The organism is Micromonospora sp. NPDC049051 (assembly GCF_043197575.1).
Taxonomy (GTDB): domain Bacteria; phylum Actinomycetota; class Actinomycetes; order Mycobacteriales; family Micromonosporaceae; genus Micromonospora.
Genome location: NZ_JBICTL010000002.1, coordinates 187,788 through 212,833, shown reverse-complemented (window position 1 = coordinate 212,833; position 25,046 = coordinate 187,788). Strand labels below are relative to the sequence as shown.

The 25,046-nt window shown below is 75.1% G+C and carries 24 protein-coding genes; 14 read left to right on the top strand and 10 right to left on the bottom strand.

What is annotated here, in order from left to right; all coding sequences use genetic code 11:
* Nucleotides 1-43: 43 nt before the first annotated feature.
* Nucleotides 44-1,648, top strand: a complete 1,605-nt coding sequence (locus ACGFIR_RS08275; protein ID WP_393005942.1) for a phytoene desaturase family protein — start codon at nucleotides 44-46, stop codon at nucleotides 1,646-1,648.
* A gap of 899 nt (nucleotides 1,649-2,547) precedes the next feature.
* On the opposite strand, the gene ACGFIR_RS08270 is transcribed toward ACGFIR_RS08275, so the two are convergent.
* Together ACGFIR_RS08270 and ACGFIR_RS08265 are read right to left on the bottom strand one after the other, a co-directional pair.
* The gene (locus tag ACGFIR_RS08270; RefSeq protein WP_357564546.1) at nucleotides 2,548-3,315 is read right to left on the bottom strand and encodes a polyprenol monophosphomannose synthase; all 768 of its coding nucleotides are present in this window, start codon (nucleotides 3,313-3,315) and stop codon (nucleotides 2,548-2,550) included.
* A 197-nt stretch (nucleotides 3,316-3,512) separates the two neighbouring features.
* Complete coding sequence (locus ACGFIR_RS08265) at nucleotides 3,513-3,941, bottom strand: SRPBCC family protein (RefSeq protein WP_393005940.1); 429 nt, start codon at nucleotides 3,939-3,941, stop codon at nucleotides 3,513-3,515.
* A gap of 193 nt (nucleotides 3,942-4,134) precedes the next feature.
* Between ACGFIR_RS08265 and ACGFIR_RS08260 the strand changes: the two genes are divergently transcribed.
* Genes ACGFIR_RS08260 through ACGFIR_RS08225 form a run of 8 tightly spaced genes read left to right on the top strand, consistent with a single transcriptional unit; the run spans nucleotide 4,135 to nucleotide 12,793 of the window.
* Complete coding sequence (locus ACGFIR_RS08260; protein ID WP_393005938.1) at nucleotides 4,135-5,790, top strand: HAD-IIIA family hydrolase; 1,656 nt, start codon at nucleotides 4,135-4,137, stop codon at nucleotides 5,788-5,790.
* A complete protein-coding gene (locus tag ACGFIR_RS08255; protein WP_393005936.1) occupies nucleotides 5,790-6,767 on the top strand; it encodes a glycosyltransferase in 978 nt (325 codons plus the stop codon). Before ACGFIR_RS08260 ends, ACGFIR_RS08255 begins: the two co-directional genes overlap by 1 nt.
* Nucleotides 6,752-7,972 carry a glycosyltransferase gene (locus ACGFIR_RS08250; RefSeq protein ID WP_393143911.1) on the top strand — a complete coding sequence of 407 codons (1,221 nt, stop codon included), beginning with the start codon at nucleotides 6,752-6,754 and terminating at the stop codon, nucleotides 7,970-7,972. Before ACGFIR_RS08255 ends, ACGFIR_RS08250 begins: the two co-directional genes overlap by 16 nt.
* Entirely contained in the window at nucleotides 7,969-8,622 is a 654-nt protein-coding gene (locus tag ACGFIR_RS08245) for an SIS domain-containing protein (RefSeq protein WP_393005932.1), read from the top strand. The genes ACGFIR_RS08250 and ACGFIR_RS08245 overlap by 4 nt, the downstream gene beginning before the upstream one ends.
* Nucleotides 8,619-10,178: a PfkB family carbohydrate kinase gene (locus ACGFIR_RS08240; RefSeq protein ID WP_393143909.1), complete on the top strand. Its 1,560-nt coding sequence runs from the start codon at nucleotides 8,619-8,621 to the stop codon at nucleotides 10,176-10,178. Before ACGFIR_RS08245 ends, ACGFIR_RS08240 begins: the two co-directional genes overlap by 4 nt.
* Entirely contained in the window at nucleotides 10,175-10,876 is a 702-nt protein-coding gene (locus ACGFIR_RS08235) for an SDR family oxidoreductase (protein WP_393005928.1), read from the top strand. The genes ACGFIR_RS08240 and ACGFIR_RS08235 overlap by 4 nt, the downstream gene beginning before the upstream one ends.
* Nucleotides 10,873-11,826 carry a glycosyltransferase family 9 protein gene (locus ACGFIR_RS08230; protein WP_393143907.1) on the top strand — a complete coding sequence of 318 codons (954 nt, stop codon included), beginning with the start codon at nucleotides 10,873-10,875 and terminating at the stop codon, nucleotides 11,824-11,826. The genes ACGFIR_RS08235 and ACGFIR_RS08230 overlap by 4 nt, the downstream gene beginning before the upstream one ends.
* Nucleotides 11,810-12,793 carry a DNA topoisomerase IB gene (locus ACGFIR_RS08225; RefSeq protein ID WP_393143905.1) on the top strand — a complete coding sequence of 328 codons (984 nt, stop codon included), beginning with the start codon at nucleotides 11,810-11,812 and terminating at the stop codon, nucleotides 12,791-12,793. Before ACGFIR_RS08230 ends, ACGFIR_RS08225 begins: the two co-directional genes overlap by 17 nt.
* Before the next feature lie 194 nt (nucleotides 12,794-12,987).
* Here the strand turns inward: ACGFIR_RS08225 and ACGFIR_RS08220 are convergent, their stop codons facing one another.
* A complete protein-coding gene (locus ACGFIR_RS08220) occupies nucleotides 12,988-13,968 on the bottom strand; it encodes a helix-turn-helix domain-containing protein (RefSeq protein WP_393143903.1) in 981 nt (326 codons plus the stop codon).
* A 59-nt stretch (nucleotides 13,969-14,027) separates the two neighbouring features.
* Nucleotides 14,028-14,783: a TetR/AcrR family transcriptional regulator gene (locus ACGFIR_RS08215; RefSeq protein ID WP_393005920.1), complete on the bottom strand. Its 756-nt coding sequence runs from the start codon at nucleotides 14,781-14,783 to the stop codon at nucleotides 14,028-14,030.
* 100 nt (nucleotides 14,784-14,883) lie between these two features.
* On the opposite strand from ACGFIR_RS08215, the gene ACGFIR_RS08210 reads away from it, so the two are divergent.
* Entirely contained in the window at nucleotides 14,884-15,843 is a 960-nt protein-coding gene (locus ACGFIR_RS08210; RefSeq protein WP_393143901.1) for an ATP-binding cassette domain-containing protein, read from the top strand.
* Nucleotides 15,836-16,609 (top strand): ABC transporter permease, encoded by a 774-nt coding sequence (locus ACGFIR_RS08205; protein ID WP_393005916.1) that lies wholly within the window; start codon nucleotides 15,836-15,838, stop codon nucleotides 16,607-16,609. Before ACGFIR_RS08210 ends, ACGFIR_RS08205 begins: the two co-directional genes overlap by 8 nt.
* A 171-nt stretch (nucleotides 16,610-16,780) precedes the next feature.
* On the opposite strand, the gene ACGFIR_RS08200 is transcribed toward ACGFIR_RS08205, so the two are convergent.
* The 4 genes from ACGFIR_RS08200 to ACGFIR_RS08185 all read right to left on the bottom strand — a co-directional run bounded on the left by ACGFIR_RS08200 (nucleotide 16,781) and on the right by ACGFIR_RS08185 (nucleotide 20,309).
* Nucleotides 16,781-17,284, bottom strand: coding sequence for a hypothetical protein (locus tag ACGFIR_RS08200; RefSeq protein WP_393005914.1), 504 nt, complete (start codon nucleotides 17,282-17,284; stop codon nucleotides 16,781-16,783).
* 67 nt (nucleotides 17,285-17,351) lie between these two features.
* A complete protein-coding gene (locus ACGFIR_RS08195) occupies nucleotides 17,352-18,983 on the bottom strand; it encodes a RecQ family ATP-dependent DNA helicase (RefSeq protein WP_393005912.1) in 1,632 nt (543 codons plus the stop codon).
* Nucleotides 18,984-19,147: 164 nt separating this feature from the next.
* On the bottom strand, nucleotides 19,148-20,098 hold the full coding sequence (locus ACGFIR_RS08190; RefSeq protein ID WP_393143899.1) for a TIGR03557 family F420-dependent LLM class oxidoreductase: 951 nt from the start codon (nucleotides 20,096-20,098) through the stop codon (nucleotides 19,148-19,150).
* Between the two features lie 88 nt (nucleotides 20,099-20,186).
* Nucleotides 20,187-20,309 carry a hypothetical protein gene (locus ACGFIR_RS08185; protein WP_393005908.1) on the bottom strand — a complete coding sequence of 41 codons (123 nt, stop codon included), beginning with the start codon at nucleotides 20,307-20,309 and terminating at the stop codon, nucleotides 20,187-20,189.
* A gap of 179 nt (nucleotides 20,310-20,488) precedes the next feature.
* Here ACGFIR_RS08185 and ACGFIR_RS08180 point away from each other — a divergent pair, with 179 nt between their 5' ends.
* Nucleotides 20,489-21,985: a glycoside hydrolase family 3 protein gene (locus ACGFIR_RS08180; RefSeq protein ID WP_393143897.1), complete on the top strand. Its 1,497-nt coding sequence runs from the start codon at nucleotides 20,489-20,491 to the stop codon at nucleotides 21,983-21,985.
* 63 nt (nucleotides 21,986-22,048) lie between these two features.
* On the opposite strand, the gene ACGFIR_RS08175 is transcribed toward ACGFIR_RS08180, so the two are convergent.
* Both ACGFIR_RS08175 and ACGFIR_RS08170 read right to left on the bottom strand, forming a co-directional pair.
* A complete protein-coding gene (locus ACGFIR_RS08175) occupies nucleotides 22,049-22,336 on the bottom strand; it encodes a GNAT family N-acetyltransferase (RefSeq protein ID WP_393005904.1) in 288 nt (95 codons plus the stop codon).
* Nucleotides 22,333-23,559 carry a cysteine desulfurase-like protein gene (locus tag ACGFIR_RS08170; RefSeq protein ID WP_393143895.1) on the bottom strand — a complete coding sequence of 409 codons (1,227 nt, stop codon included), beginning with the start codon at nucleotides 23,557-23,559 and terminating at the stop codon, nucleotides 22,333-22,335. Before ACGFIR_RS08170 ends, ACGFIR_RS08175 begins: the two co-directional genes overlap by 4 nt.
* A 90-nt stretch (nucleotides 23,560-23,649) precedes the next feature.
* Between ACGFIR_RS08170 and ACGFIR_RS08165 the strand changes: the two genes are divergently transcribed.
* Nucleotides 23,650-24,015, top strand: coding sequence for a hypothetical protein (locus tag ACGFIR_RS08165; protein WP_393005900.1), 366 nt, complete (start codon nucleotides 23,650-23,652; stop codon nucleotides 24,013-24,015).
* A gap of 208 nt (nucleotides 24,016-24,223) precedes the next feature.
* Nucleotides 24,224-25,045: a DUF1206 domain-containing protein gene (locus tag ACGFIR_RS08160; RefSeq protein WP_393005898.1), complete on the top strand. Its 822-nt coding sequence runs from the start codon at nucleotides 24,224-24,226 to the stop codon at nucleotides 25,043-25,045.
* Nucleotide 25,046 lies beyond the last annotated feature (1 nt).

The window sequence follows — 25,046 nt, the reverse complement described above, 5'->3', positions numbered from 1 at the left end:
GCAAACGCGTTTCGCCCGGTTGTCGGCCGGGTAGGCGGATCTGATGAGTTCCCCCGGCGCGGAGAGCGCGGACGCCGTCGTCGTCGGAGCCGGCCACAACGGCCTGGTCGCCGCCAACCTGATGGCCGACGCGGGCTGGGACGTTCTCGTGTTGGAGGCCACCGCGGCCCCCGGCGGTGCCGTGCGTTCCGCCGAGGTGACCGCCCCCGGCTACCTGAGCGACCTCTACAGCTCCTTCTACCCGCTCGGCTACGCCTCGCCCGTGCTGCGTGGGCTGGGGCTGGACCGGTACGGGCTGCGCTGGCGGCACTCCCCGGACGTGCTGGCCCACCTGCTGCCCGACGGACGGGCGGCGGTGCTCAACCGCGACCCGGAGGCCACGGCGGCGTCGCTGGAGGCGTTCGCGCCGGGCGACGGCAAGCGCTGGCTGCACGCGTACGACGACTGGCGTCAGGTGGCCGAGCCGATGCTGGAGACCATCACCACGCCCTTCCCGCCGGTACGCGGGGGCCTGACCCTGCTGCGCCGGCTGCGGGTGGCCGGGGCGCTGCGACTGGCCCGACGGCTGGTGGTGCCGGTGCGCAAGCTCGGCGACGAACTCTTCGATGGCGAGGGCGGCCCGGCGTTGCTGGCCGGTTGCGCCCTGCACACCGACCTCTCACCTGAGGAGGCCGGCTCGGGCGTGTACGGCTGGCTGCTCGCCATGCTCGGTCAGCAGGTCGGCTGGCCGGTCCCCGACGGCGGCGCGCAGAAGATCACCGACGCGCTGGTGGCCCGGTTGACCGAGCGCGGCGGCCGGATCCTCTACGGCGCACACGTCGACCGGGTGCTGACGGCCCGCGGCCGGGCGATGGGCGTGCGTACCGTCGGCGGCACCCTCTGGCAGGCCCGCCGCGCGGTGCTCGCCGACGTCCCCGCCCCCGCCCTCTACCTTGACCTGGTCGGCGCGGCGGCGCTGCCGCCCCGGCTGGTGGAGGACCTGGCCCACTTCCGCTGGGACGGCTCGACGCTCAAGGTGGACTGGGCGCTGTCGGCTCCGGTGCCGTGGACCAACCGGGCGGTCGCCACCGCCGGCACGGTGCACCTCGGCGCGGACCTGGACGGGCTCACCAGCTACGCCGCCGCGCTGGCCCGCAAGGAGATCCCGCGCGACCCGTTCCTGCTGCTGGGACAGATGACGGTGGCCGACCCGAGCCACTCGCCGCCGGGCACCGAGTCGCTGTGGTCGTACACCCACCTGCCGTTTCGCCGGCACTGGCGCGCCGAGGACATCGCCGCGCACGTCGAGCGGATGGAACAGGTGCTGGAGGAGGCGGCCCCGGGCTTCCGGAGCCTCATCGTCGGGCGGCACGTGGCCGGCCCGGCCGACCTGGAGGCGGGCGACCCCAGCCTGGTCGGCGGCGCGCTGGGCGGTGGCACGGCTGCCGCGTACCAGCAGCTGTTCCTGCGCCCGATCCCCGGCCTGGGCCGCGCGGACACACCGGTGGACCGGCTCTTCCTGGCCAGCGCGTCGGCGCACCCGGGCGGCGGCGTGCACGGCGCCCCGGGCGCGAACGCCGCCCGCGCCGCGCTGGCCCGCGACCGCGCCCTCACCGGCCCGTTGTACGCGGCCGGAATCGACGCCGCGCACCGGGCGGTCTACCGCTGACCGCCCCTGGTGCCGCTGACCGCCGCTGGTGCCGCTGACTGCCCCTGGTGTCGGTGTCCGCCGCTGGTGCCGCTGACTGCCCCTGGTGTCGGTGCCCTCCGCTGGTGCCGGTGCCCGCCCCTGGTGCCGGTGTCCGCCGCTGGTGCCGCTGACCGCCCCCGGTGCCCGCCGCCGTTGGCCCGACCTGCTGACTGCATCCGGGTTCTGACACAGCCGCCCGATCCCGGGAAGCCCTGGCCTACCTGCGCGACTTCCTGGCCCGACGCGGGCGACGCTTGGACCGGACTGGGTTACGCAGAGTGAGGCCACTGTGGGTGGAGGGGGATCATTGCTTCGCCCTTTGCTCTGCAGCCATATACGCAACGGTTACTGAAGGTGACCTCTGCTGGCTGCCGCGCCCGTGTCGCCGATCGCAAAAGTCCAGCTCGGTGAGCTGGTGCGTCCGTGGCTGCAGAGCAAAGGGCCGACGGGGAGGTTGGGGTGCCTTCACGCGAGGGTCACTCAAAGTGAGGTGACGGTTGGTAGTCGTGGGGCGCGGTGATCGGACGGCTCGGCGGGTGAGGGTCTCTCAGGCGCCCGCCAGCCGCCCACCTGCTGGGGCCAGGCCGGGCTACGCCGATCCGCCTCGCCCCGCCCCGCCATGCCCGCCCAAGCCCTGCCGCCTCGCCCGCTGTCGCGCTGCCTTGCCCGCCGTCCTCCACTGCGCTGCCCGCCGTTCCCCGACTGCGCTGCCTGCCGCCTCGCCAGTCGGGCGGGCCGTTGGCTCGTCCGACCCACCCGCCGGGGTCCGGCAGGAGGCATGGCAAGGCGGTGGGGCGGCAGTGCCCGGGTGGGCGGCGACGGCGGGCAGAAGGCAGGGCGGAGGGTGGGGGATCGAGAGGCCGGGCGGACCCGACGCGTCAGCGTTCGATGTTGCGGTGCTTGCTGCGCAGCTTGAACGGCATCAGCGCGCTCTCGATCTTGGTCGCGGTGGTCATCTTGGACGCGCCGTCGCGCCGCTCCTCGAAGCGGATCGGCACCTCCAGGATGGTGTGCCCCAGCTTGGTGGCCAGGTAGTGCATCTCCACCTGGAAGCTGTAGCCGTTGGACTGCACCCGCTCCAGGCCGATGTCGCGCAGCGCGTCCGCCCGCCAGATCTTGAAGCCGGCGGTGAGGTCGCGGATCCGGACCCGCAGCAGCGTGTGCACGTACAGGTTGGCCCAGCCGCTGAGCGCCCGCCGGTAGAGCGGCCAGTTCTCGTCCAGTTCGCCGCCGGGCACGTACCGGGAGCCGATCACCACGCCGGCCTGGGTGGAGAGCAGCGCGCCGAGCATGCCCGGCAGCGCCTCCGGCGGGTGCGACAGGTCGGCGTCCATCTGCGCCACGTACTCGGCGCCGCCGTCGAGGGCGCGCCCCATGCCGTCCACGTACGCCCGGCCCAGGCCCTCCTTGCCCGCCCGGTGCACGACCTCGACCCGGTCGGGGTGCTCGATGGCCAGCTTGTCGGCCACCTCGCCCGTGCCGTCCGGCGAGTTGTCGTCGGCGACCAGGATCTTCAGGCCCGGCAGTGGCAGGGCCAGCAGTCGCTCGACCAGCACCGGGAGGTTGCCCGCCTCGTTGTAGGTGGGAACCACGACGGTCAGGCGTGCGTCCCGCCACGGCACGGGCAACTGCACGGGTTCGATCATGTCGGACATCCTCGGTCGGCGGACAGGGCTCCCTGAGAGCGTAGCCAGTTGCCACATCCGGGTCGAAAAGGCCACCCCTACCGCCCCGTCTTCCGCCCCCGACGAGGACGGATCCGGGTCAGCAGAGGCGCCGGACCAGCGCGGTGAGGGCCACCGTCAACCCGGCCAGCGCGACGCCGGAGACGGCCGGCGCTGCGTCACCCGTCCCCCTTCTGCCGCATCGCGATGTCGGCCAGCCGCCTCAGGGTCTCCTTGTTGCGCTGGTGCAGCACCAGGTCGTTGACCTTGTTGCGCACCCACCGCAGCGGGCCGGCGGCGAAGTCCTCGCCGATGCGTACGCGCGTCGCGCCCGTGCCCACCGCCTCGAGGGTGAACACGACGACGGCCTCCCCGGCGGGCCAGAGGCCGGCGCGCAGCACCAACCGGTGCGGCGGCTCGCAGGTCAGCACCGTGGACGAGTCGTGCAGCGAGAACGGCCACGGCCCGGCCTTGTGGTGCAGCTGGCTGCCCACCCGGGGCCAGGCGTCGTCCACGTCGCGCACGTGCACCGTGCCCACGACCCAGTCGCTGTACGTCCAGCCGTCCGCGAGCACCGCCCAGACCTGCTGCGGGGAAGCGTCGATCACTTTCTCCACAATCGCCACTAAGCTCCCATACCCCGGGCGTGGCCGAGGCTAACGGCGCCGGTGGGTTAGCTTCTCCCCGGCGACGGGTATCGGCACGTTTACTCCCCGGGGCGCAGGGAACCCGCCGGCTGTGCGACAGGACCAGGTGGAGCCGGATCAGCGCAGGTCAGCCCGGGTTTTTGCCGGCGCTGGCGTGGCGGGGTCCGGGCCCGTCCTGTTCGACGCGGTGCTGCTGGACCGCGACGGCACGCTGATCGAGGACGTGCCGTACAACGGCGATCCCGAGAAGGTACGGCCGATGCCGGGGGCACGGGCCGCCCTGGACCGGTTGCGGGCGGCGGGCCTGCGGCTGGCGGTGGTGACGAACCAGTCGGGCCTGGCCCGGGGCCTGTTCACCGAGGCGCAGATGCGGGCGGTGCACGCCCGGGTCGAGCAGCTGCTGGGGCCGTTCGACGCCTGGGCGGTGTGTCCGCACGACGACGGTGACGGTTGCGGGTGCCGCAAGCCGGCGCCGGGGCTGGTGCACGCGGCGGCACGGCAGTTGGGCACGGTGCCGTCGCGGTGCGTGCTGGTGGGGGACATCGGGCGGGACATGACCGCCGCGTCGGCCGCAGGCGCGTCCGCGATCCTGGTGCCCACGCCGGTGACCCGACCGCAGGAGGTGGCCGCCGCGCCGCAGGTGGCGCCCGACCTGCCGGCGGCGGTGGCGGAGATCCTGCGCCGGCAGGCGGCGGTCGACCCGGGCGGCGGGCGGCGGGCGGGGACGGTGCTGGTGGTACGCGCCGACTCGGCGGGGGACGTGCTGGTCACCGGGCCCGGCATCCGGGCCGTCGCCGCCGGCGCCGAGCGGGTGGTACTGCTGTGCGGGCCACGGGGACGCGCCGCGGCGGAACTCCTGCCCGGCGTCGCCGAGATCGTCGAGCACCGGCTGCCCTGGATCGACCCCGAGCCCGAGCAGGTCGACCCCGCCGACATGCGTCAGCTCGTCGACCGACTCGCCGCCGTGGACGCCGACGAGGCCGTCGTCTTCACCAGCTTCCACCAGTCGCCCCTGCCCCTGGCGCTGCTGCTGCGCCTGGCCGGCATCCGCCGGGTCAGCGCCATCAGCGACGACTACCCGGGCAGCCTGCTCGACGTACGGCACCGCGTGCCGGCCGGCGTACCCGAAGCGGAACGCGCGCTGTCGCTCGCCGCCGCCGCCGGATTCCCCCTCGCCGACCACGACGGACCCGCCCTGCGCCTGGGGCCGGTGCCGGCCCCGCCGCCGGAGGCCGGCGCGCCGGGATACGTGGTGCTGCACCCCGGCTCGGCGGCGCAGGCCCGGGGCTGCCCACCCGAGCTGGCGGCGCGGATCGCCCTCGCCCTGACCGCCGCCGGCCACCGGGTGGTGGTCACCGGCGGCCCCGACGAGCGGGAACTGACCGCCCGGGTGGCCGGCGACGTCGCCGTCGACCTGGGCGGGCGGACCGGCCTCGCCGGGCTGGCCGCGACGATCGCCGGCGCCGGCGCGGTCGTGGTCGGCAACACCGGCCCCGCCCACCTCGCCGCCGCCCACGGCGTGCCGGTGGTCAGCCTCTTCGCCCCCACCGTCCCGTTCGGGCAGTGGGGGCCGTGGCGGGTGCCCACGGTACGCCTCGGCGACGCGGAAGCGCCCTGCCGGGACACCCGGGCGGCCCGCTGCCCGGTGCCCGGACACCCCTGCCTCAGCGGCGTCGAACCCGGTCAGGTCCTCGACGCGCTGCGGCTGCTCGGGGTGCGCCCACCGCCCACCCCGGCGGGGCGGCCGGCGTCGCCCGGCGGCCGGGAAGCCGGCGCGCTGGCGGCAGCCGACACCGGCGGGAGCGGCTGATGAACCTGCTGCTCTGGCACGTGCACGGCTCCTGGACCACGTCGTTCGTGCACGGCAAGCACCGGTACCTGGTGCCCGTCACCCCGGACCGGGGCCCCTACGGCCTCGGCCGCGCGCGCACCTACCCGTGGCCCGACACGGCCGTCGAGGTGACCCCCGAGCAGCTGCGCACCGCCGACGTGGACCTGGTCGTCCTGCAACGCCCCGAGGAGATCGACCTCGCCGAGCGGTGGCTCGGCCGGCGGCCCGGCCGCGACGTTCCCGCCGTCTACGTCGAGCACAACACGCCCAAGGACGGCGACGTGCCCAACAGCCGCCACCCGATGGCCGACCGCGACGACCTGCTCATCGCCCACGTGACCGGCTTCAACCAGCTCTTCTGGGACACGGGCGCCACCCGTACCACAGTGGTCGACCACGGGATCGTCACCCCTGCCGCCGAGTACACGGGTGAACTCGACCGGCTCGCCGTGGTGATCAACGAACCGGTACGCCGCTGGCGGGTCACCGGCACCGACCTGCTGCCCCGCTTCGCCGAGATCGCCCCGCTGGACGTCTTCGGCATGAAGGTCGCCGGGCTGGCCGAGCACCTGGGCCTGCCGGCCGACCGGATCGCCAGCCACGACGACATCCCCCAGCACCGGATGCACGCCGAGTTGGGGCGGCGGCGGGCGTACCTGCACCTGTGCCGGTGGACGTCGCTGGGGCTGAGCCTCATCGAGGCGATGTCCATCGGGATGCCGGTGGTCGCGCTCGCCGCCACCGAGGCGGCGATGGCGGTGCCGCCCGGGGCGGGAGCGCTGTCCACCCGGCTCGACACCCTGCTCGACGCCGCCCGCCGGTTCGTCGACGACCCGGCGGCGGCACGCCGGGCGGGCGAGCAGGCCCGCACCGCCGCCCGCAACCGCTACGGCCTCGACCGTTTCCTCGCCGACTGGGACCGGCTGCTGGAGGAGGAAGTATGCGCATCGCGATGATCTCGGAGCACGCCAGCCCGCTCGCCATCCTGGGCGGCGAGGACGCCGGCGGTCAGAACACGCATGTCGCCGAGCTCTCCGCCGCCCTCGCGGCCGCCGGACATGACGTGCGGGTCTACACCCGCCGCGACGCCGTCGACCTGCCGGTCACGGTACGCAGCCCCGACGGCTACGACGTGGTGCACGTCCCGGCGGGGCCGGCCGAGCCGGTCGCCAAGGACGCCCTGCTGCCGCACATGAAGGAGTTCAGCCGCTGGCTGGTCGAGCGGTGGCGGGGCACCGACTGGGTGCCCGAGGTGATCCACGCGCACTTCTGGATGAGCGGCCTCGCCGCCCTGGCCGCCGGCCGGCAGACCGGGGTGCCGGTCGTGCAGACGTACCACGCCCTGGGGGTGGTCAAGCGGCGGTACCAGGGCGTGCAGGACACCAGCCCGGCCCGCCGGATCGGCTACGAGCGGGAGCTGGGCCGGGCCGTCGACCGGGTCATCGCCCAGTGCCGCGACGAGGTCGGCGAACTGGTCCGGATGGGCGTGCCCCGGTCCCGGATGACGGTCGTGCCGTCCGGCGTCAACCTGGGCACGTTCGCCCCGCTCGGGCCGACCGCCGAACGGCAGGACGGCCGGCCGCGGATCCTGACCGTGGGCCGGCTGGTCGAGCGCAAGGGCTTCCAGACCGTCGTGCGGGCCATGGCGTACGTGCCGGAGGCCGAGTGCGTGGTGGTCGGCGGGCCGCCCGCCGGGCTGCTGGAGACCGACCCGTACGCCCGCCGGCTGCGCGCCCTCGCGGTCAGTTGCGGGGTGGCAGACCGGGTGCGGCTGGTCGGGGCGGTGCCCCGCGAGGAGATGGGCCGCTGGTACCGCTCGGCGGACGTCCTGGTGGCCGCGCCCTGGTACGAGCCGTTCGGGCTCACCCCGCTGGAGGCGATGGCCTGCGGCGTGCCCGTGGTCGGTACGGCCGTCGGCGGGATCAAGGACACCGTGGTCGAGGGCGTCACCGGCGACCTGGTGCCGGCCCGGGACCCCCGCGCGCTGGGCGCCGCGATCCAGGGGCTGCTCGACGACCGGATCCGCCGCTTCGCGTACGCGACGGCGGCGCGGGAGCGGGCCCGGCGGCGGTACTCCTGGGCGGCCACGGCAGAGCGGCTCGTGGAGGTCTACGGTGACGTCGCATCCGTCCGCCGGCCGACCGGGGTGGTGGCCGGATGACGGAGGCCACCCCGCTGGACGCGCACCTGACCAACCTGGCGGCGGCGCTGGTGCCCTTCCGGCGGCACGAGACGCTGCTGGCCCGGTGGGGCGCGGAGCTCGCGGGCCGGCTGGTCGACGGCGCCCGGCTGCTGGTGGCCGGCAACGGGGGCAGCGCCGCCGAGGCGCAGCACCTCACCGCCGAACTCGTCGGCAAGCTCCACGACGACCGCCAGCCCCTGTCCGCCATCGCGCTGCACGCCGAGACCTCGGCGATGACCGCCATCGGCAACGACTACGGCTACGACGAGGTCTTCGCCCGCCAGGTGCGCGCCCACGGCCGCGCCGGCGACGTCCTGCTGCTGCTGTCGACCAGCGGCGCCAGCGCCAACCTGCTCGCCGCCGCCCGCGCCGGCCGCGACGGCGGACTCACCTGCTGGGCCCTGACCGGCCCCACCCCCAACCCCCTGGCGGAGCTGTGCCACGACGTCCTCGCCGTCGGCTCGCCCGACAGCCAGGTCGTCCAGGAACTCCACCTCGTGACCAGCCACCTCCTCTGCGAGTACGTCGAGCGGGCGCTGCCGGTGGCGCCCGTACGGACCGGGGTCGAGGTGGTGCTCGACGGCGGAGCGGGTCGGCAGGCCCGGGGCGTGATGAGGAGGGAAGCGTGAGGGGACCCGTCGTGGTGGTCGGTGACACCCTGCTGGACCGGGACGTCGAGGGGGTGGTGAACCGGCTCTGCCCGGACTCGCCGGTGCCGGTGCTGGACGAGACCGCGCACGTCGACCGGCCCGGCGGCGCCGGGCTCGCCGCCGTCTTCGCCGCCGCGCAGGGCGCCGACGTGGTGCTGGTGACCGCGCTGGCGGACGACGCGGGCGGGGCCCGGCTCAGCTCGTTGCTCACCGACGCCGGCGTGCAGGTGTATCCCCTCGGGCTCAGTGGCGGCACGCCCGAGAAGGTCCGGCTGCGGGCCCGGGGCCGGGTGCTGCTGCGCCACGACCGGGGCGGCGCGGACGGCACACCGGGCGAGCCGTCGGAGGCGGTGCTGCGGATGATCGCGCGGGCCTCCGCCGTGCTGGTCAGCGACTACGGGCGGGGCGTCGCCCGGCAGCCCGCGCTGCGGGCGGCGTTGGCCGCCACCCGGGCGCCGGTGGTCTGGGACCCGCACCCGCGGGGGCCGGCGGCCGTCGCGGGCGTGCACCTCGTGACCCCCAACGAGTCCGAGGTGCGGGAGCTGGTCACGGTCGCGCCGGGCGCGAGCCGGCTGGCGACGGCGGCACGGGGCGCGCAGGGGTTGCGTCAACGCTGGCACGCCGGCGCGGTCGCGGTGACCCTGGGCGGGGACGGCGCGCTGCTCTGCCACGCGGGCGCGACGCCGATGGTGGTGCCCGCCCCGATCACCGCCGAGGGGGACACCTGCGGCGCAGGCGACCGGTTCGCGGCCACCGCCAGCCTGGCCCTGGCGCGGGGGGCGCTGGTCTCCGAGGCGGTGCAGGAGGCGGTGGCCGAGGCGTCGGCGTACGTGGCCGGTGGGGGAGTGGCGACGGCGCTGCCGAGGCCGGCGCGTCCGCTCCCGCCGGCGGTCTCCAGCCCGGGCGGCGAGCGCGTCGGCGTGGCCGCGGCGGCCGGCGTGGTGTCGGCGGTACGCGCGGCCGGCGGCACGGTGGTGGCCACCGGTGGCTGCTTCGACCTGCTGCACGCCGGGCACGTGGCGACGTTGCAGGCGGCCCGGCAGCTCGGCGACTGCCTGGTGGTCTGCCTCAACTCCGACGCCAGCGTGGCGGGGCTGAAGGGCCCGGACCGGCCGGTGACCCCGCAGGGCGACCGGGCCCGGCTGCTCGCGGCGCTGGGCTGCGTCGACGCGGTCATGATCTTCGACGAGTCCACCCCGCACGCGGCGCTGTCGTGGCTGCGGCCGGACGTGTGGGTGAAGGGCGGCGACTACGCCGGCGACGGCGGAGAGCCGGCCCTGCCCGAGGCGGAGGTGCTGCGCCGGTGGGGCGGGAACGCGGTGGTGGTGCCGTACCTGGACGGCCGCTCCACCACCGGGCTGATCGCCGCCGCCCGCTCCACCGGCGTCGTCGGACCGGATGGCGGGCCGCCGCTCACCGACACCGTGCCGCCGGCCGGCCCCGCCCCCGGCGGCGCGTCGGGCAGGCCCGGCGGTGAGCCCGGACGGGCGCGGGCCAGCCTCGCCAGGCCGACGCCGGCGGAGGGCGACCGGTGAGCGGCGGGTCGCCCGGCGTGGGGCGCACCGTGCTGGTCACGGGCGGATCGAGCGGCCTGGGCGCCGCCGTGGTCGCGGCCGTGGCCCGGGACGGCGGACGGCCGCTGGTGCTGGACCGGCAGGCGCCCGCCGACGGGGTGCCGTGGGTGGAGTGCGACCTGGCCGACACCCGCGCCGCGGAGGCCGCCACGCGGCAGCTGGCCGAGCGCTCGGGCGGGCTGGACGCGGTGGTCACCGCGGCGGGGATGGACGTGCCGGGGAAGCTGGCGGACGTGCCCGGCGAGACCTGGGACCGGATCGTGGCCGTGGACCTGCTCGCCACGGCGGCCGTGGTACGGGCCGCGCTGCCCTTCCTGGAGGCATCCCGGGGCAGCATCGTCACCGTCGCCTCCACGCTGGGGGTGAAGGCCGTCGCCGACGCGACCGCGTACTGCGCGGCGAAGTTCGGGGTCGTCGGCTTCACCCGGGCGCTCGCCGCCGAACTGGCCGGCAGGGTGGGGGTCACCCTGCTCGTCCCCGGCGGGATGCGCACGGCCTTCTTCGACGAGCGCGACGCCGCGTACAAGCCCGGGCCCGACGCCGTGCTGAACGATCCCGCCGACACCGCCGCCGCCATCATGTTCGCGCTGTCGCAACCCGCCGGCTGCGCCGTGCGCGAGATGGTCGTCTGCGCCGACCAGGAGACCTCCTACCCGTGATCCTCGCCCTGCGCGCGCTCGGCGTCGGCGACCTCGCCACCGCCGCCCCGGTCCTGCGCGCCCTGCGCGCCGCCCATCCGGACCGGGAACTCGTCCTCGCCGCGCCCGGCTGGCTGGCGCCGCTGGTCGACCTGGTCGGCGGCGTCGACCGGCTGGTGCCCACCGACGGGCTCGGCCGCCCCGACGCGGCCCTGCGGTCGCCGTACGCCGCCGTCAACCTGCACGGTCGGGGCCCCGAGTCGCACCGGATGCTCGCCGGCACCCGCCCCGGCCGGCTGCTCGCGTACGCCAGCCCGGAGGCCGGTCACCACGACGGCCCCGCCTGGCGCGCCGACGAACACGAAGTCGACCGCTGGTGCCGGTTGCTCGACTGGTACGGCATCCCCGCCGACCGTACGGACCTGGACCTGCGGCGCCCGGCCGCCGGCGACGTCCCGACCGGGGTGACCGTGCTGCACCCGGGTTCCAAGATCCCGGCGAAGCGCTGGCCGCCCGGGCGGTTCGCCGCGCTGGCCCGGACCCTGGCCGCCCGGGGGCACCGGGTGGTGCTCACCGGCAGCCCCGCCGAGCGGGCGACGGCGCAGCGGATCGCGCAGGCGGCCGGACTGCCCGCCGACGCGGTGCTGGCCGGCCGTACGGACCTGGGCCGGCTGGCCGCGCTGGTCGCGTACGCCCGGTTGGTGGTCAGTGGGGACACGGGCGTGGCGCACCTGGCGACCGGCTACCGCACCGCCTCGGTGGTGCTCTTCGGGCCGGTCTCCCCGGCGTTGTGGGGGCCGCCGCCGGAGCGGGACCGGCACCGGGCGCTCTGGGCGGGCGTGGAGGGTTCGCCCAGGTGGGAGGGGGTAGGAAGCCATCCGACGTTGGCGGCCATCGGGGTCGACGAGGTGGTGGCCGCCGTGGACGAGGTGGAACGGGCGGTGCGGGTCTCCGGTGCGGTTGCGGCGTAGCGACCCGGGCAGACCGGGGTACGGGCGGCGCCGGCGCGGTCGGGGCTGGCTCTTCCTCGACCCGTCGGGGCAGCCGGTGCGCGAGGGCGACCAGCTGGGCCGGCTGCGCGAGCTGGTGATCCCGCCCGCCTGGCGGGACGTCTGGATCTGCCCGTACCCGAACGGGCACATCCAGGCCACCGGCATCGACGCGGCCGGACGCAAGCAGTACCTCTACCACCCGACGTGGCGCGAGAAGCGCGACGAGGCGAAGTTCGACCACGTGCTGGAGGTGGCCCGCCGGCTGCCGGTGCTGCGCGAGCGGGTCGGGCGGGACCTGGCCGGCCGGGGGCTGCACCGCGACCGGGTGCTGGCGACGGTGACCCGGCTGCTGGACATGGGGACGTTCCGCGTCGGCAGCGACCAGTACGCGGCCGGCGACGACCCGACGTTCGGCGTGGCGACCCTGCGCCCCGAGCACGCCCGCTCCCGGGGCGGCTGTGTGGTGTTCGAGTTCCCCGCGAAGGGCGGCGTCGAGCAGGTGCGTCGCATCGAGGACCCGGAGCTGTGCCGGGTGCTGATCAACCTGCGTCGCCGGCGGCGGTCGGCGGACCGGCTCTTCGGCTACCGCGACGGCGGGGACTGGCGCGACGTGCGCAGCGACGAGGTCAACGAGTACCTGCGTGACGCCAGCGGCGGCGAGATGACGGCGAAGGACTTCCGCACCTGGCACGCCACGGTGCTGGCGGCGACCGAGCTGGCGACGGTGGGGCCGCCGCGCTCGGCCACCGCCGGCAGGCGGGCGGTGGCGGCGGTGATGCGTGACGTCGCGGAGCTGCTCGGCAACACCCCCACCGTGGCCCGCACGTCCTACGTCGACCCGCGCGTGGTCGACCTCTTCCACGACGGCGTGGTCGCCCCGGTCGACCCCGCGACGCCGCGCGAGAAGGCCGAGCTGATCGTGCTCGAACTGCTGGAGGACGCCTGAGGCGGCCCGGCGCCGTGCTCAGCGGGGGTGCCGGGACCGGACGGCCGCCCGCCTCCCCCGTGGCGGCGGGCGGCGCGCCACGGCCCCCGTCGGCGGTCCGACCCCCGCCGTGGAGGGGAGGGATCGGCCACCGCCGTCAGTCTGCCCCGACCGGGTTGACCGTGGACGCCGCCGGGTTGACTCTTCGTGCCGTCCTACTCCGCCTGGCCGGCTCGCCAGACCTGCGGCCCGACGCCGTGCGCCTTGCGGAAGACCCGGCTGAAGTGCGCCTTGTCGGGGAAGCCCCAGCGGGCCCCGATCGCCTGGATCGGCTGGCCGCGCAGGCCGGGGTCGGCGAGGTCGTGGCGGCACCGCGCCAGCCGCAGCTCGCGGATGTACGACGCGACCGTCGACTCCTCGGCCTCGAAGAGCCGGTGCAGGGTACGCAGCGAGACGTGGTGCGCGTCCGCCACGACCTGCGGGCTCAGCGTCGCGTCCCCGAGATGCCGCTGGATGTACGCCCGCATCTGGGTGACGAGGGCGCGCCGGCGGACCTCGGTCGGCACCGCGTCCTCGGCCACCAGGTGCCGACCGAGCATCGTGGACACCAGGTCGAGCCCGACGGTGCCGAGGCGGGCGGCGTCGGCGGCGTGGTACTGCTCGGGATGGTGGGCGATCTGGAGGAGGAACTGGGCCAGCAGCGCGCCGATCCCCTCGGTGCCCGACATCCGGCCGCCGAGCAGCGGCGCCAGCCGGTCCGGTGACAGCGGCAGCGCGGCGTGCGGGATGACCACCACGATGGACCGGGCCGGGTCGCGGCCGCCGTCGTCGCCGAGGTGCCGCACCTCGTGCGGTCGCGACCCGTCGTAGAAGATGAACTCGCGGGGCCCCAGCACGCTGCGCTGACCGGCCTGGCTGACCGCCCCGTCACCGTTGACGGTGAGCGCCAGCGTGTAGATCTCGGGGGCGGACTCGCGCGTCAGCCGGGAGCTACCCACTGCCTCCAGGGACGGATACCGGTAGTTGATCACCCGGAGCGGGTCGAGTTCGACGATCTCCGCCCGGGCGGCGAAGTCGTGCGCGTGCTCGGTGCTGATCCGCAGCGGCGACGCCGCACGCGCCACCAGGTCGAGCCACATCTCGAAGCGTTCGGCCGCCGGCACCTGCTCGGTGTCCACCGTGGTCCGCCGAAGCATCCGCTCCCCCCGTCCTCGCGCCGGTCCGGTGGCCATTGTCCATCGTGGCCACCGGCGGCTCAGTCCGTGGCCGTCCGGCTGCGGATCAGCACCTCGACGCCGTCGAGGATCCGGTCGAGGCCGAACCGCCACTCCTCGTCGAACTCCTCCTCCGACTCGATCTCGGCGTCCGTCAGCAGCTCGCGGATGGCGGGGTAGGGGCCGTGCCGGGTCAGCCGGGCGAGCTGCTGCCAGTACCGCGCGCCGACGTCGTCCGGGCTGAGCTGCTCGCGTGCCGCCGCCTCGGTCATGTCGGCGGTGAGCGTGGCCCAGTACCGGGCGTACCCGTTGACCAGCAGGATGGTCGAGAGCCGTTCGGTGCCGCGCAGGCCGGTGCCGCGCAGGGCGGCGAGCCCCTGCTCCATCCAGCGGACCCCGTTGGGGCCCATCGGCGGGCCGCCGACCGGCACCTGCCGGATCCACGGGTGGCGGCGGATCGCCGTCACGGTGCCGTACGCCCAGCGGGCGATGGCCGGCCGCCAGCCCTCGTCCGGGCCGCGTGGCGCGGGTGGCTCCCCGTACGCCGTGTCGGACATGAGTTCCAGCAGGTCGTTCTTGGCCGAGACGTAGCGGTAGAGCGACATGGTGGCCATGCCCAGCTCCCCGGCGACCCGGCTCATCGACACCGCTGCCAGCCCGTCGGCCTCGGCCACCCGGATGCCGGCGGCCACCACCTGCTCGATGGTGAGGCTGCGCCGGGGGCCCTTGCCGGGGCGTTCCCGCAGGCCCCAGGCGAGCTCGATGCTCTCCGGCAGCTCGACGTCGGCGTCGCTCATCCCCACCCCCGGTACGTGTCCTTGACGGCCATCCTAACTTCTGCGTATGGTCTACGCAGAACGGCGTATGTAATACGCAGAAGACAGAGGGTGAGGGGTGATGGAGACAGCAGCGGTGGAGACCGTCGGCCTGTGCAAGCGCTACGGCGGGGTGGCGGTGCTCGACGGACTGACCATGCGGGTGGCCCGGGGCAGCGTGTACGCCCTGCTCGGCCCCAACGGGGCCGGCAAGACCACGACCGTACGGATCCTGGCCACGCTCGCCCTGCCCGACGGGGGCGCGGCCCGGGTGGACGGTCACGACGTCGTCCGCGACCGGCGTCGGGTACGGCGGGCGATCAGCCTCGCCGGCCAGCACGCGGCGCTCGACGACCAGCAGACCGGCGCGGAGAACCTGCGCATGATGGCCCGGCTGATCGGGCTGTCCCCGGCCGCCGCCCGGCGGCGCAGCGCCGACCTCCTGGAGCGCTTCGACCTGGTGGCCGCGGGCAGTCGGCGGGTGGTGACCTACTCCGGCGGGATGCGCCGCCGGCTCGACCTCGCGGCCAGCCTGCTCGGCGAACCTTCCGTGATCTTCCTCGACGAGCCGACGACCGGCCTCGACCCGCGCAGCCGGCAGGGCCTGTGGGAGGTGGTCGCCGAGCTGGCCGGCGCAGGGGTGACCGTGCTGCTCACCACGCAGTACCTGGAGGAGGCCGACCGGCTCGCCGACCGGATCGCCGTGCTGCACGGCGGCCGGCTGGCCGCCGAGGGCAGCGCGGGCGAGCTCAAGCGCCGCTTCGGCGCCCACCGGCTGGAACTGACGTTGCACGACGCGCGGAGCTTCGCCGAGGCGAAGCGGCGCCTCGGCGACCGGGTCACGCACCGCGAGCCGGACCGGCTCGAGCTGGCCGTGGCCACCGGCGGCGACGCGGCGGAGATCCGCCACCTGCTCGACCGGGCCGACCCCGACCGGCGGGGCCTCGCCCGCTTCGTCGTCCGCGAGGCGACCCTGGACGACGTCTTCCTCACCCTCACCGGCGACCCGGTGGCCGCCCACCGGGAGGTTTCCCATGTCTGAGCTGACCCTGCGCCCGACCCGCGCCGGTGAGGCGCTCGTGATGGTGGCGCGCTGCCTGCGGCTGTCCCGCCGCAACGTCGACGCGCTGCTCACGTCGCTGCTGCTGCCGGTGCTGCTGATGCTGCTCTTCGTCTACCTGTTCGGCGGCGCGATCGACACCGGCACCCGGTACGTCACCTACGTCGTACCGGGCGTCCTGCTGCTCTGCGCCAGCTTCGGCGCGGCGACCACCGCCGTCAGCGTGACCACCGACCTGACCAACGGGGTCATCGAGCGGTTCCGCACGATGGACGTCAGCGCCACCGCGATCCTCGGCGGGCACGTCGCCGCCAGCATCGCCCGCAACACCGTCTCCACGGTGCTGGTGCTGGCCATCGCCGTCGGCATCGGCTTCCGCCCGGCCGTGGACCCGCTGCGCTGGCTGGCCGCGTTCGGGGTGCTGCTGCTCTTCCTGCTCGCCGTGTCCTGGCTGTCGGCGGCGTTCGGCCTGCTGGCCCGCACCCCGGAGGCCGCCAGCGGCTTCACCTTCCTGGCGATGTTCCTGCCCTACCCGAGCAGCGCGTTCGTGCCGGTGGAGACGATGCCGAGCTGGATCCACGGCTTCGCCGACCACCAGCCCGTCACGCCCGTCATCGAGACGCTGCGGGCCCTGCTGCTCGGCACCCCCACGGGCACGGCCCCGACCCTGGCCGTGGCCTGGTGCCTGGGCATCCTGGCGGTCTCGGTGCCGCTGACCGCCGTGCTGTTCCGCCGCCGCGTGGCCTGACCGCACCGTCCCGGCCGCGCCCGCCCCGATCGCGGCGCCGCCGGAGAGCTGGCCACCGGTCCCACCGGCGCTGTTCCGCCCGCCGGGCGGTGGGAACAACGGCGCGCCCACCTCCGCCGGCACACGCGACGGCGGCACCGGACGACTTCCGGTGCCGCCGTCGTCGTCGCGTCAGTCGTTGAGCACCTGGGCGAGCCGGTCGCGGAAGCGCCGCTCCGAGTCGCTGACCACGTCGCCGCCGAGGCCCAGGATGCCGCCGCTGGACGCCGCGCCCACCACCTGCTCGGCGATGTCCACCAGCCAGTGCTTGTACGCGCCGGCCTCGCCCTCGTCGGTCCGGGCGGCCAGCAGCGCCGCCGCCTCCTTGGCCCGGCCCAGCACGTCCTCGAGGTAGCCGCGTGGGTCGGACGGCGCGATGACCGGCAGCTCCTCGCCGGCCTCCGGGTCGCCCACCCGCGAGATGATCTCGCCGGCCACGGCCGCGACCAGCGGGCTGGCCGACTCCCGGCCGGCGGCGATGGTCTCCAGCCCGGCCGCGTTCTCCGCCATGGTGCGCCGGGTGCCGTCGGACTCGGCGGCGCTGGCCGCGGTCAGCACCGACTGCGGCAGGCCGACCAGCAGCCCCCACTCCTCGTCGGAGAAACCGAATCCGGTGTACGCCGGCTGCTCGATCACGGCAACGCCCCTTTCCGCACTGATGTCGCTCGTCGTCCCGGGCCCCGCCAGCGGTGCCCGGCTCAGGCTAGTCGAGGGTCAGCAGTTGCTGTTCGGACACCACGCTGACGGACAGCGTCTTGTACCCCACCTCGTCGAAGAGAACCGTCATCCGTCCCTCCTCGTAGCTCAGCACCATGCCGGGACCCCACTCCGGGTGCCGGACGCGGCTGTGCACGGGGAAGGGCCCGACGGCGCCGTGGTCGGGGGTGCTGGTGCCGGCGTGGCAGTTGTCGCAGTGCCCGCAGACCTCGGTCATCTGCTCGCCGAAGTAGGCCAGCAGCGTCTGCCCCCGACATGCGGTGGTCTCGGCGAAGGCCCGCATCATGTCCGTACGCGACCGGGTGACGGTCTGCTGCCGCTCGGCCTCCGCCAGGGCCGCCGCGGCGGCATCCACGGGCGCGGGGGAGTAGCGGGGCGCGCCGATGCGCTGCTTCGCCCTCGGCTCGGCCGCGCCCACCTGCTCCAGCAGGGCGAGGTACTGGCCCAGCTTGCGTGGGCCCAGGCCGGTGAGCTCGCGTAGCTCCTTCTTCCCCCGCGCCTTCTTGCGCAGCAGCGCCGACAGGTCGCGCAGCTCGTCGGGGTCCGGCAGGCCGCCGCTGAAGAAGCGTTGCAGCCCGACGTCCTCGGCCTGCCACAGCAGCAGTACGCGGGCCGGGGCGCCGTCGCGGCCGGCCCGCCCGATCTCCTGGAAGTAGCTGTCGGGCGAGTCCGGCAACGCCATGTGGACCACCCACGCGATGTTCGGCTTGTCGATGCCCATGCCGAACGCCGAGGTGGCCACCATGATCGGCACCTGGTCGGCGAGGAACGCCTCGTGCAGCTCGGCGCGGGCGCCGGCCGGCATCCCGCCGTGGTAGTACTGGGCCGGGAAGCCGGCGTCGGTGAGCCGCGCGGCCAGCTCCTCGGCGGAGCGCCGGGTGGGCACGTAGATGATGCCGGGCCGGGTGTCGTCGCTCAGCAGGGCGATCAGCCGCCGCCACCGGTAGTCCTCGGTGGGGCAGTGCGCCACCTCGAGGAACAGGTTCGGCCGGTCCAGCCCGGAGACCACCACCTCGGGCTCGGTCAGCCGCAGCCGGGCGATGATGTCGTCGCGTACGGGCGGGGAGGCCGTGGCGGTCAGCGCCACCACCGGGGGCCGGCCGATGCCGTCGATCAGGTGACCCAGCGCCAGGTAGTCGGGGCGGAAGTCGTGCCCCCAGGCGGAGATGCAGTGCGCCTCGTCGATCGCCACCAGCGCCGGCTTCAGCGACCTCACCTCGGCCATCCGGTCGGGGTTGGCGAGCTGCTCCGGGGTGATGAAGAGGAACTCCGCGCGCCCGTCGCGGATCTCGGCGATCGCCTCCGCCTGCTGGGCGGCCGACTCGTTCGAGCTGATCCGCACCGCGCGCAGCTCCGGCCGCTGGCGTTCGTTGAGCGCCGCGATCTGGTCCTGCTGGAGGGCGAGCAGCGGGGAGATCACCACCGTCGGGCCGGGGATCAGGCTGGCCGGAATCTGGTAGATCGCCGACTTGCCGGCGCCGGTGGGCAGCACCACCAGGGCGTCGCGGCGCTTCATGACCGCCCGCATGGCGGCCAACTGGTGGGGCCGTAGTGCGGTCCAGCCGAAGAGGCTCTTGGCCGCGCGGCGCAGTGTCGTCGAGTGCGTGGACAGTTTCATCGAGGGCCGGAGGTACCCCCGGCGATCAGCGGCGAAACCGGCGGCTGACGTGGGCGAGTCCGGCGTGCGGGGCTTCCGGGGCCCGCCCGTGGCGCCCGGCAGAGGGCGGGCGGGTGTGGGCGAGGGCACCCGCGCCCCACGGCGCGGATGCCCGTGGCCGGGACTCAGCGGACGCGGGGGAACACCTCGCGCTGGTAGAGGTCGAGCAGGCCCTGCCAGTTCGGGCCGGTGTTGGCCACGTAGACCTCGTCGAAACCGGCCTTGGCGTACTCGTCGAGCTTCGCCAGGTGCGCGTCGGCGTCCCGCCCGCAGACGAAGGCGTCCTTCATCATCTCCGGCCGGACCAGCTGGGCGGCCTGCTCGAAGTGCCGTGGCGAGGGCAGCACCTGGGACAGCTCGCCCGGCACCCCGGCGTTCGGCCAGCGCTCGTACGCGATCCGCATCCCCTCCTCCTCGGTCTGCGCGTACGCCGCCTTGAAGCCGGCCTGGCACGGCTTGTCGCCGCCGCCGTTCTCCCGGAACCGCCGGACCAGCTCGGCGTCCGGCGAGGTGTTGACGAAGCCGTCGCCGATGCGCGCGGCCAGGTCGACGGCCTTCGGGCCGAAGCCCGAGACGTAGACCGGCGGGGGAGTGTCGGGCAGCGTGTAGATCCGGGCGTGCTCGACGGTGTAGTGCCGGCCGTGGTGGTTGACGAAGCCACCCCGCCACAGCTCGCGCATCACCTCGACGGCCTCTTCGAGCATCTCCAGCCGGACGTCGGTCTGCGGCCAGGCGTCGCCGAGGATGTGCTCGTTGAGCGCCTCGCCGCTGCCCACCCCGAGCACGAACCGCCCGGAGTGCAGGACCGCGCTGGTGGCCGCCGCCTGCGCCACGACGGCCGGGTGGATGCGTACGGTCGGGCAGGTGACGGCGGTGGTGACCGGCAGCCGGCAGACCTGGCTGAGCGCGCCGATCACCGACCAGACGAAGGGGCTCTGCCCCTGCGCGTCCGTCCACGGGTGGTAGTGGTCGGAGATCCAGAGCGCCTCGAAGCCGGCCCGCTCCGCGCCGCGCGCCTGTTCCAGCAGCTCGGCCGGCGCGTACTCCTCCGTGGACAGAAAGTAGCCGATCCTCATCGTTCCCCCTCGCGGTGTCCTACCGGGTGCAACGAGGCAGGCGGTACCCCGGGGGACGCCGTCGAACCGTGGGGGCCGGTGCGCGCGGTCAGCGCCGGAACATCGCGCGGATCGCGGCGAGCAGCAGCAGGGCGCCGACGACCAGGCCGAGCAGGCGTACGCCGGGGATGTCGGCGGGGCTCGTGGCGTCGGCCAGCAGCAGGTGATCCATCCCCGAACTGTCCCCAGTGCCGCGCGGGTCGGCAACTGTAAGGTTTATTGACTATTTAAGCGCGCGGTGTGACCATGGCAGCACCGCCGCCGGTGGCGGGGCCTCGGGGCGCGGAGAAGACGGGGGTACGACGACCGCATGAGCCAGCGACACATCAGCCACCACGCGGGCGGGCCGGCATGAGCGCCCCCGGGGGGAGCCTCGCGGCCCTCGCCGCCGCCGTTCTGCAGCCGGGATTCGTCGGCACCACGCCGCCGCCCTGGGTCTGCCGGTGGCTCGGCGAGGGGCTCGGCTCCGTGGTGCTCTTCGCCCGCAACGTGGTCCACCCGGAGCAGGTGGCCGCCCTCACCGCCACCCTGCGCGCCGAGCGCCCCGACGTCGTCGTCGCCATCGACGAGGAGGCCGGCGACGTGACCCGGATCGAGTCCGCCCGGGGCAGTTCCCGGCCGGGCAACTTCGCGCTCGGCGCCGTCGACGACCCGGCGCTGACCGAGGAGGTCGCCCGCGACCTCGGCGCCGACCTCGCCGCCCTGGGCGTCACCCTCAACTACGCCCCCGACGCCGACGTCAACTCCAACCCGGGCAACCCCGTGATCGGCGTACGCGCCTTCGGCGCCGAACCGGCGCTGGTCGCCCGGCACACCGCCGCGTGGGTACGCGGCCTCCAGGCCGGCGGGGTCGCCGCCTGCGCCAAGCACTTCCCCGGGCACGGCGACACCAAGGTCGACTCGCACCACGACCTGCCCCTGATCACCGCCGACCGGGCCCGCCTCGACGCCGTGGAACTGGCCCCGTTCCGGGCCGCCGTCGCGGCCGGCGTGCAGGCGGTGATGACCGGCCACCTGCTGGTCCCGGCGCTGGATCCGGCGCTGCCGGCCACCCTCAGCAGTCGGATCCTCGGCGGGCTGCTCCGCGACGAGCTGGGCTTCTCCGGCGTCGTCGTCACCGACGCGGTGGAGATGCGGGCGGTCGCCGACCGGTACGGATTCGCCGCCACGGCGGTGCGCGCCCTCGCCGCCGGCGCCGACGCGATCTGCGTCGGCGGGGAACGCGCCGACGAGGACTCGGCCCGGCTGCTGCGCGACGCCATCGTCGCCGCGGTCGTCGCCGGTGACCTGCCGGAGGAACGCCTCACCGAGGCGGCCAAGCGGGTGGGCCAGCTCGCCGCCTGGACGGTGGCCGCCCGGGCGGAGCAGCCGCCGCGCCCCCGCCCCAGCGCCGCCGGCTCCGCCGTCGGGCTAGCCGCCGCCCGCCGGGCGCTGCGGGTCACCACAGCGCCCGCCGGACTCGACGCGCTGCCGCTGACCGGCCCCGCGCACGTGGTCGAGTTCGAGCCGCCCCGCAACATCGCGATCGGTCCGGAGACCCCGTGGGGGCTCGCCGCGCCGCTCGCCGACGTGCTCGCCGGCACCACCGGCGTCCGCTACGCCGAGGCCGACGTGCCCGCCGACCCGACCGCCGGGGCGGCCGGGCGTCGTGTCGTGCTCGTGGTACGCGACCTGCACCGGCACGACTGGATGCGGGCGGCGGTGGCCCGCGCGCTGGCCGCCCGGCCGGACGCGGTCGTGGTCGAGCTGGGCGTGCCCGAACTGGTCACCGGGGCGGTCCACGTCGCCACCCACGGCGCCACCCGGGCCGCCGCCCACGCCGCCGCCGGGCTGCTGGCAGGCCGCTGACCACCCCCGGGCTGCCCGTGACATCTCCACGCGGGGGCCGCCGGAGTGCCCGGCGCCCCCGGGTCACGGCTCGGGGGTGACCAGATCGGCGTACTCGAGGTGGCGGTCGATGAAGGCCGCCATGAACGGGCAGCGCGGCACCACCGTCGCGCCCCGCTCGCGGAGCTGGTCGAGGGTGCCCCGGACCAGGGCCGCGCCGACGCCCATGTTCTGGAACTTCGGGTCGACTTCGGTGTGGGTGAAGACCAGCACCTCGCCGCGCGGCAGGTACGCGGTGAATCCGGCCAGCGCGTCGTCGACCAGGATCTCGAACCGGCGCTTGGCGGGGTTGTCCTCGACCAGGGTGCTCACCCGGCCATTCTGCCTCCGCCGGCGGCGAGCCGGTCCAGTTCGCCGAGCAACCGGTCCACCTCCTCGACCGTGTTGTAGTGGTAGAGGCTGGCGCGCACCGCCCCGCCGCTGTCGCGCAGCCCCATCGCCTGGAAGTACTCGTACGCGTAGTAGTCGCCGGCGGAGAGGCAGAGCCCGGCCGCGCCCAGCTCCTCCTGGGTCCGCTGCGGCGAGAGCCCGGCCAGCCGGAAGGACACCGTCGGGCAGCGCCGGGCGGGGGAGCCGAGCACCGTGACCCCGGGCAGTACGGCCAGCCCCGCGAGCAGCCGCTCCAACAGCGTCTCCTCGTACGCCCGCGCGGCGCTCAACCCGGCGACCAGCCGTTCGCGCCGGCTGCCGGTGGCCGTCGGGTCCAGCCCGGCCAGGTGCTCTACGGCGGCGGCCACCCCGGCCAGCAGGGGGAAGCTCGGGGTGCCGTACTCGAAGCGTTCCGGCACCGCGTCGGAGGAGGGCAGCAGCTTCGCCGGGCGCAGCCGCTCCCACGTCGCGGGCGCGGCCACCATCGCGCCCAGGTGCGGCCCCGACCACTTGTAGGCGCTGGTGACCAGGAAGTCGGCGCCCAGCGCGGCGACGTCGGTGGGGCCGTGCGGCACCGAGTGCACCCCGTCGACGCAGACCAGCGCCCCGGCGGCGTGCGCGATGGCGGCGATCGCCGGCACGTCCGGGACGGTGCCGGTGGCGTTGCTGCCCGCGGTCACCGCGACGACGCGGGTCCGCTCGCCGACCAGCTGCGCGTAGCGCTCCGCCGGCAGCTCCGCGGTGTCCCGGTCGAACTCGGCCCAGCGCACCGTCGCGCCGGCCGCCTCGGCCGCCTGCACCCACGGGCGTACGTTCGCGTCGTGGTCGAGCCGCGAGACCACGACCTCGTCCCCGGGGCGCCACCGCGCACCCAGGGTCCGGGCCAGGGTGTACGTCAGCGCCGTGGCGCTCGGGCCCAGCACCACCCCGTCAGCCTCGGCGCCGAGCAGGTCCGCCACGGCCGAGCGGGCGGCGGCCACCAGTTCCAGCGACCGCCGGCCGGGCGCGAAGGCGGCGCTGCGGTTGCCCATCGCCGCGCGCATGGCGGCGGCGGTCGCGTCGACGACCGGGCCGGCGGTCTGGGTGCCCCCGGCACCGTCGAGGTGGACGAAGCCCTCGGCGAGGGCGGGGTACGCGGCCCGGATGCGGGCGATGTCGAACGGCATGCCCGGGACCCTAGTCCTGCGCTGTGGGCGCTCACCTGTGCGGATGTTCACGTCCTGCCGCGGTGGTCGGCGTCTCGTACCCTTGGCGGGGTGACGAATCGACGTGTTGCCTTCCCGCTGACCCCCACCCGCCGGGCCGCCGGCCTGCTGGCCGGCCTGGCGCTCGGCGTCGCCGTGCTCGCCGGTTGCAGCTCCGAGGGCGCCAGCACCGACTGCGGCCTGGACGCCTGCACGGTCACCTTCGACCGGGGCGTGAACGCCAGCGCCAACATCCTCGGCGTGGAGGCCAAGCTCATCGGCGCGCAGGACGACCAGGTGACCGTCGAGATCGCCGGCGAGCAGCTGTCGCTGACGACGGGCCAGCAGGCCACCGAGGTCGGCGGCTTCGCGGTGACCCTGGACAGCGTCACCAACCAGGAGGTCAAGATCCGCGTCTCCCGCAACCCCGGCAACTGACCCACCCCCCCCGCCCCTCCCGCGCCCGCCCGCCCCGCCCGCCCCGCCCGACGTTGGCGGTTGAGCTGCTCGACACGCCGCTGATCGAGCAGGTCAACCGTCGACGATCGTGCTTGCGCCGGGGGTGGCGGGGCGTGGCGCGGGTGTGGTGCCCCGCAGGGCCCGTGGCCGACGTTTGGAAATCTTCGTATTCGGTGATTGTGGCGCCATGTCACTCACCCGGAACGCTGAAGCCACCGCCTCCCGTACGGCGAACAGCAGGTGGCTCGAACTGTTGGCAAGAGTCGGTTTCATCGGCTACGGCATCGTCCACCTCCTCTTCGCCTGGCTGGCGTTGCAGATCGCGTTCGGCAAGCCCGGCGACGACGGCGACCAGTCCGGCGCGCTGCGTACCCTCGCCCAGCAGCCGCTGGGCAAGTTCCTCGTCATCACCATCGCGATCGGCCTGTTCGCCATGGCGATCTGGCAGGCGCTGGAGGCGGCCGTCGGGCACCGCGCCGAGCGTGGCAAGGAGCGCGTCTGGGAGCGGATCGCCTCGGTGGGACGCACCGTCGTCTACCTCTACTTCGCCTGGACGGCCGTCAAGGTCTTCAGGGACGCCGGCTCCAACAGCGCCGACCAGCAGGAGGCGCTGACCGGCAAGCTCATGGAGTCCTCCGGCGGCCGCTGGCTGGTCGGCCTCGCCGGGCTCGGCCTCGCCGCGATCGGCGTCGGCCTGGTGATCTACGGGCTGATCAAGCGCTTCGAGAAGCACCTCAAGACCGGCGAGATGGACGCCAAGACGCGGCAGCTCACCCGCCGGCTCGGCATGGCCGGCTACATCTCCAAGGGCGTCGCGTACGGCATCTCCGGCCTGCTGATCATCCTGGCCGCCGTCAACTACGACCCGGAGAAGGCCCGCGGCCTGGACGCGGCGCTGCGGACGCTGCGCGACCAGGCGTACGGCCAGATCCTGCTCACCCTGGTGGCGCTCGGTATCGCCGCCTTCGGCCTGTTCTGCTTCCTCCAGTCCCGGTATCGCAAGGTCTGAG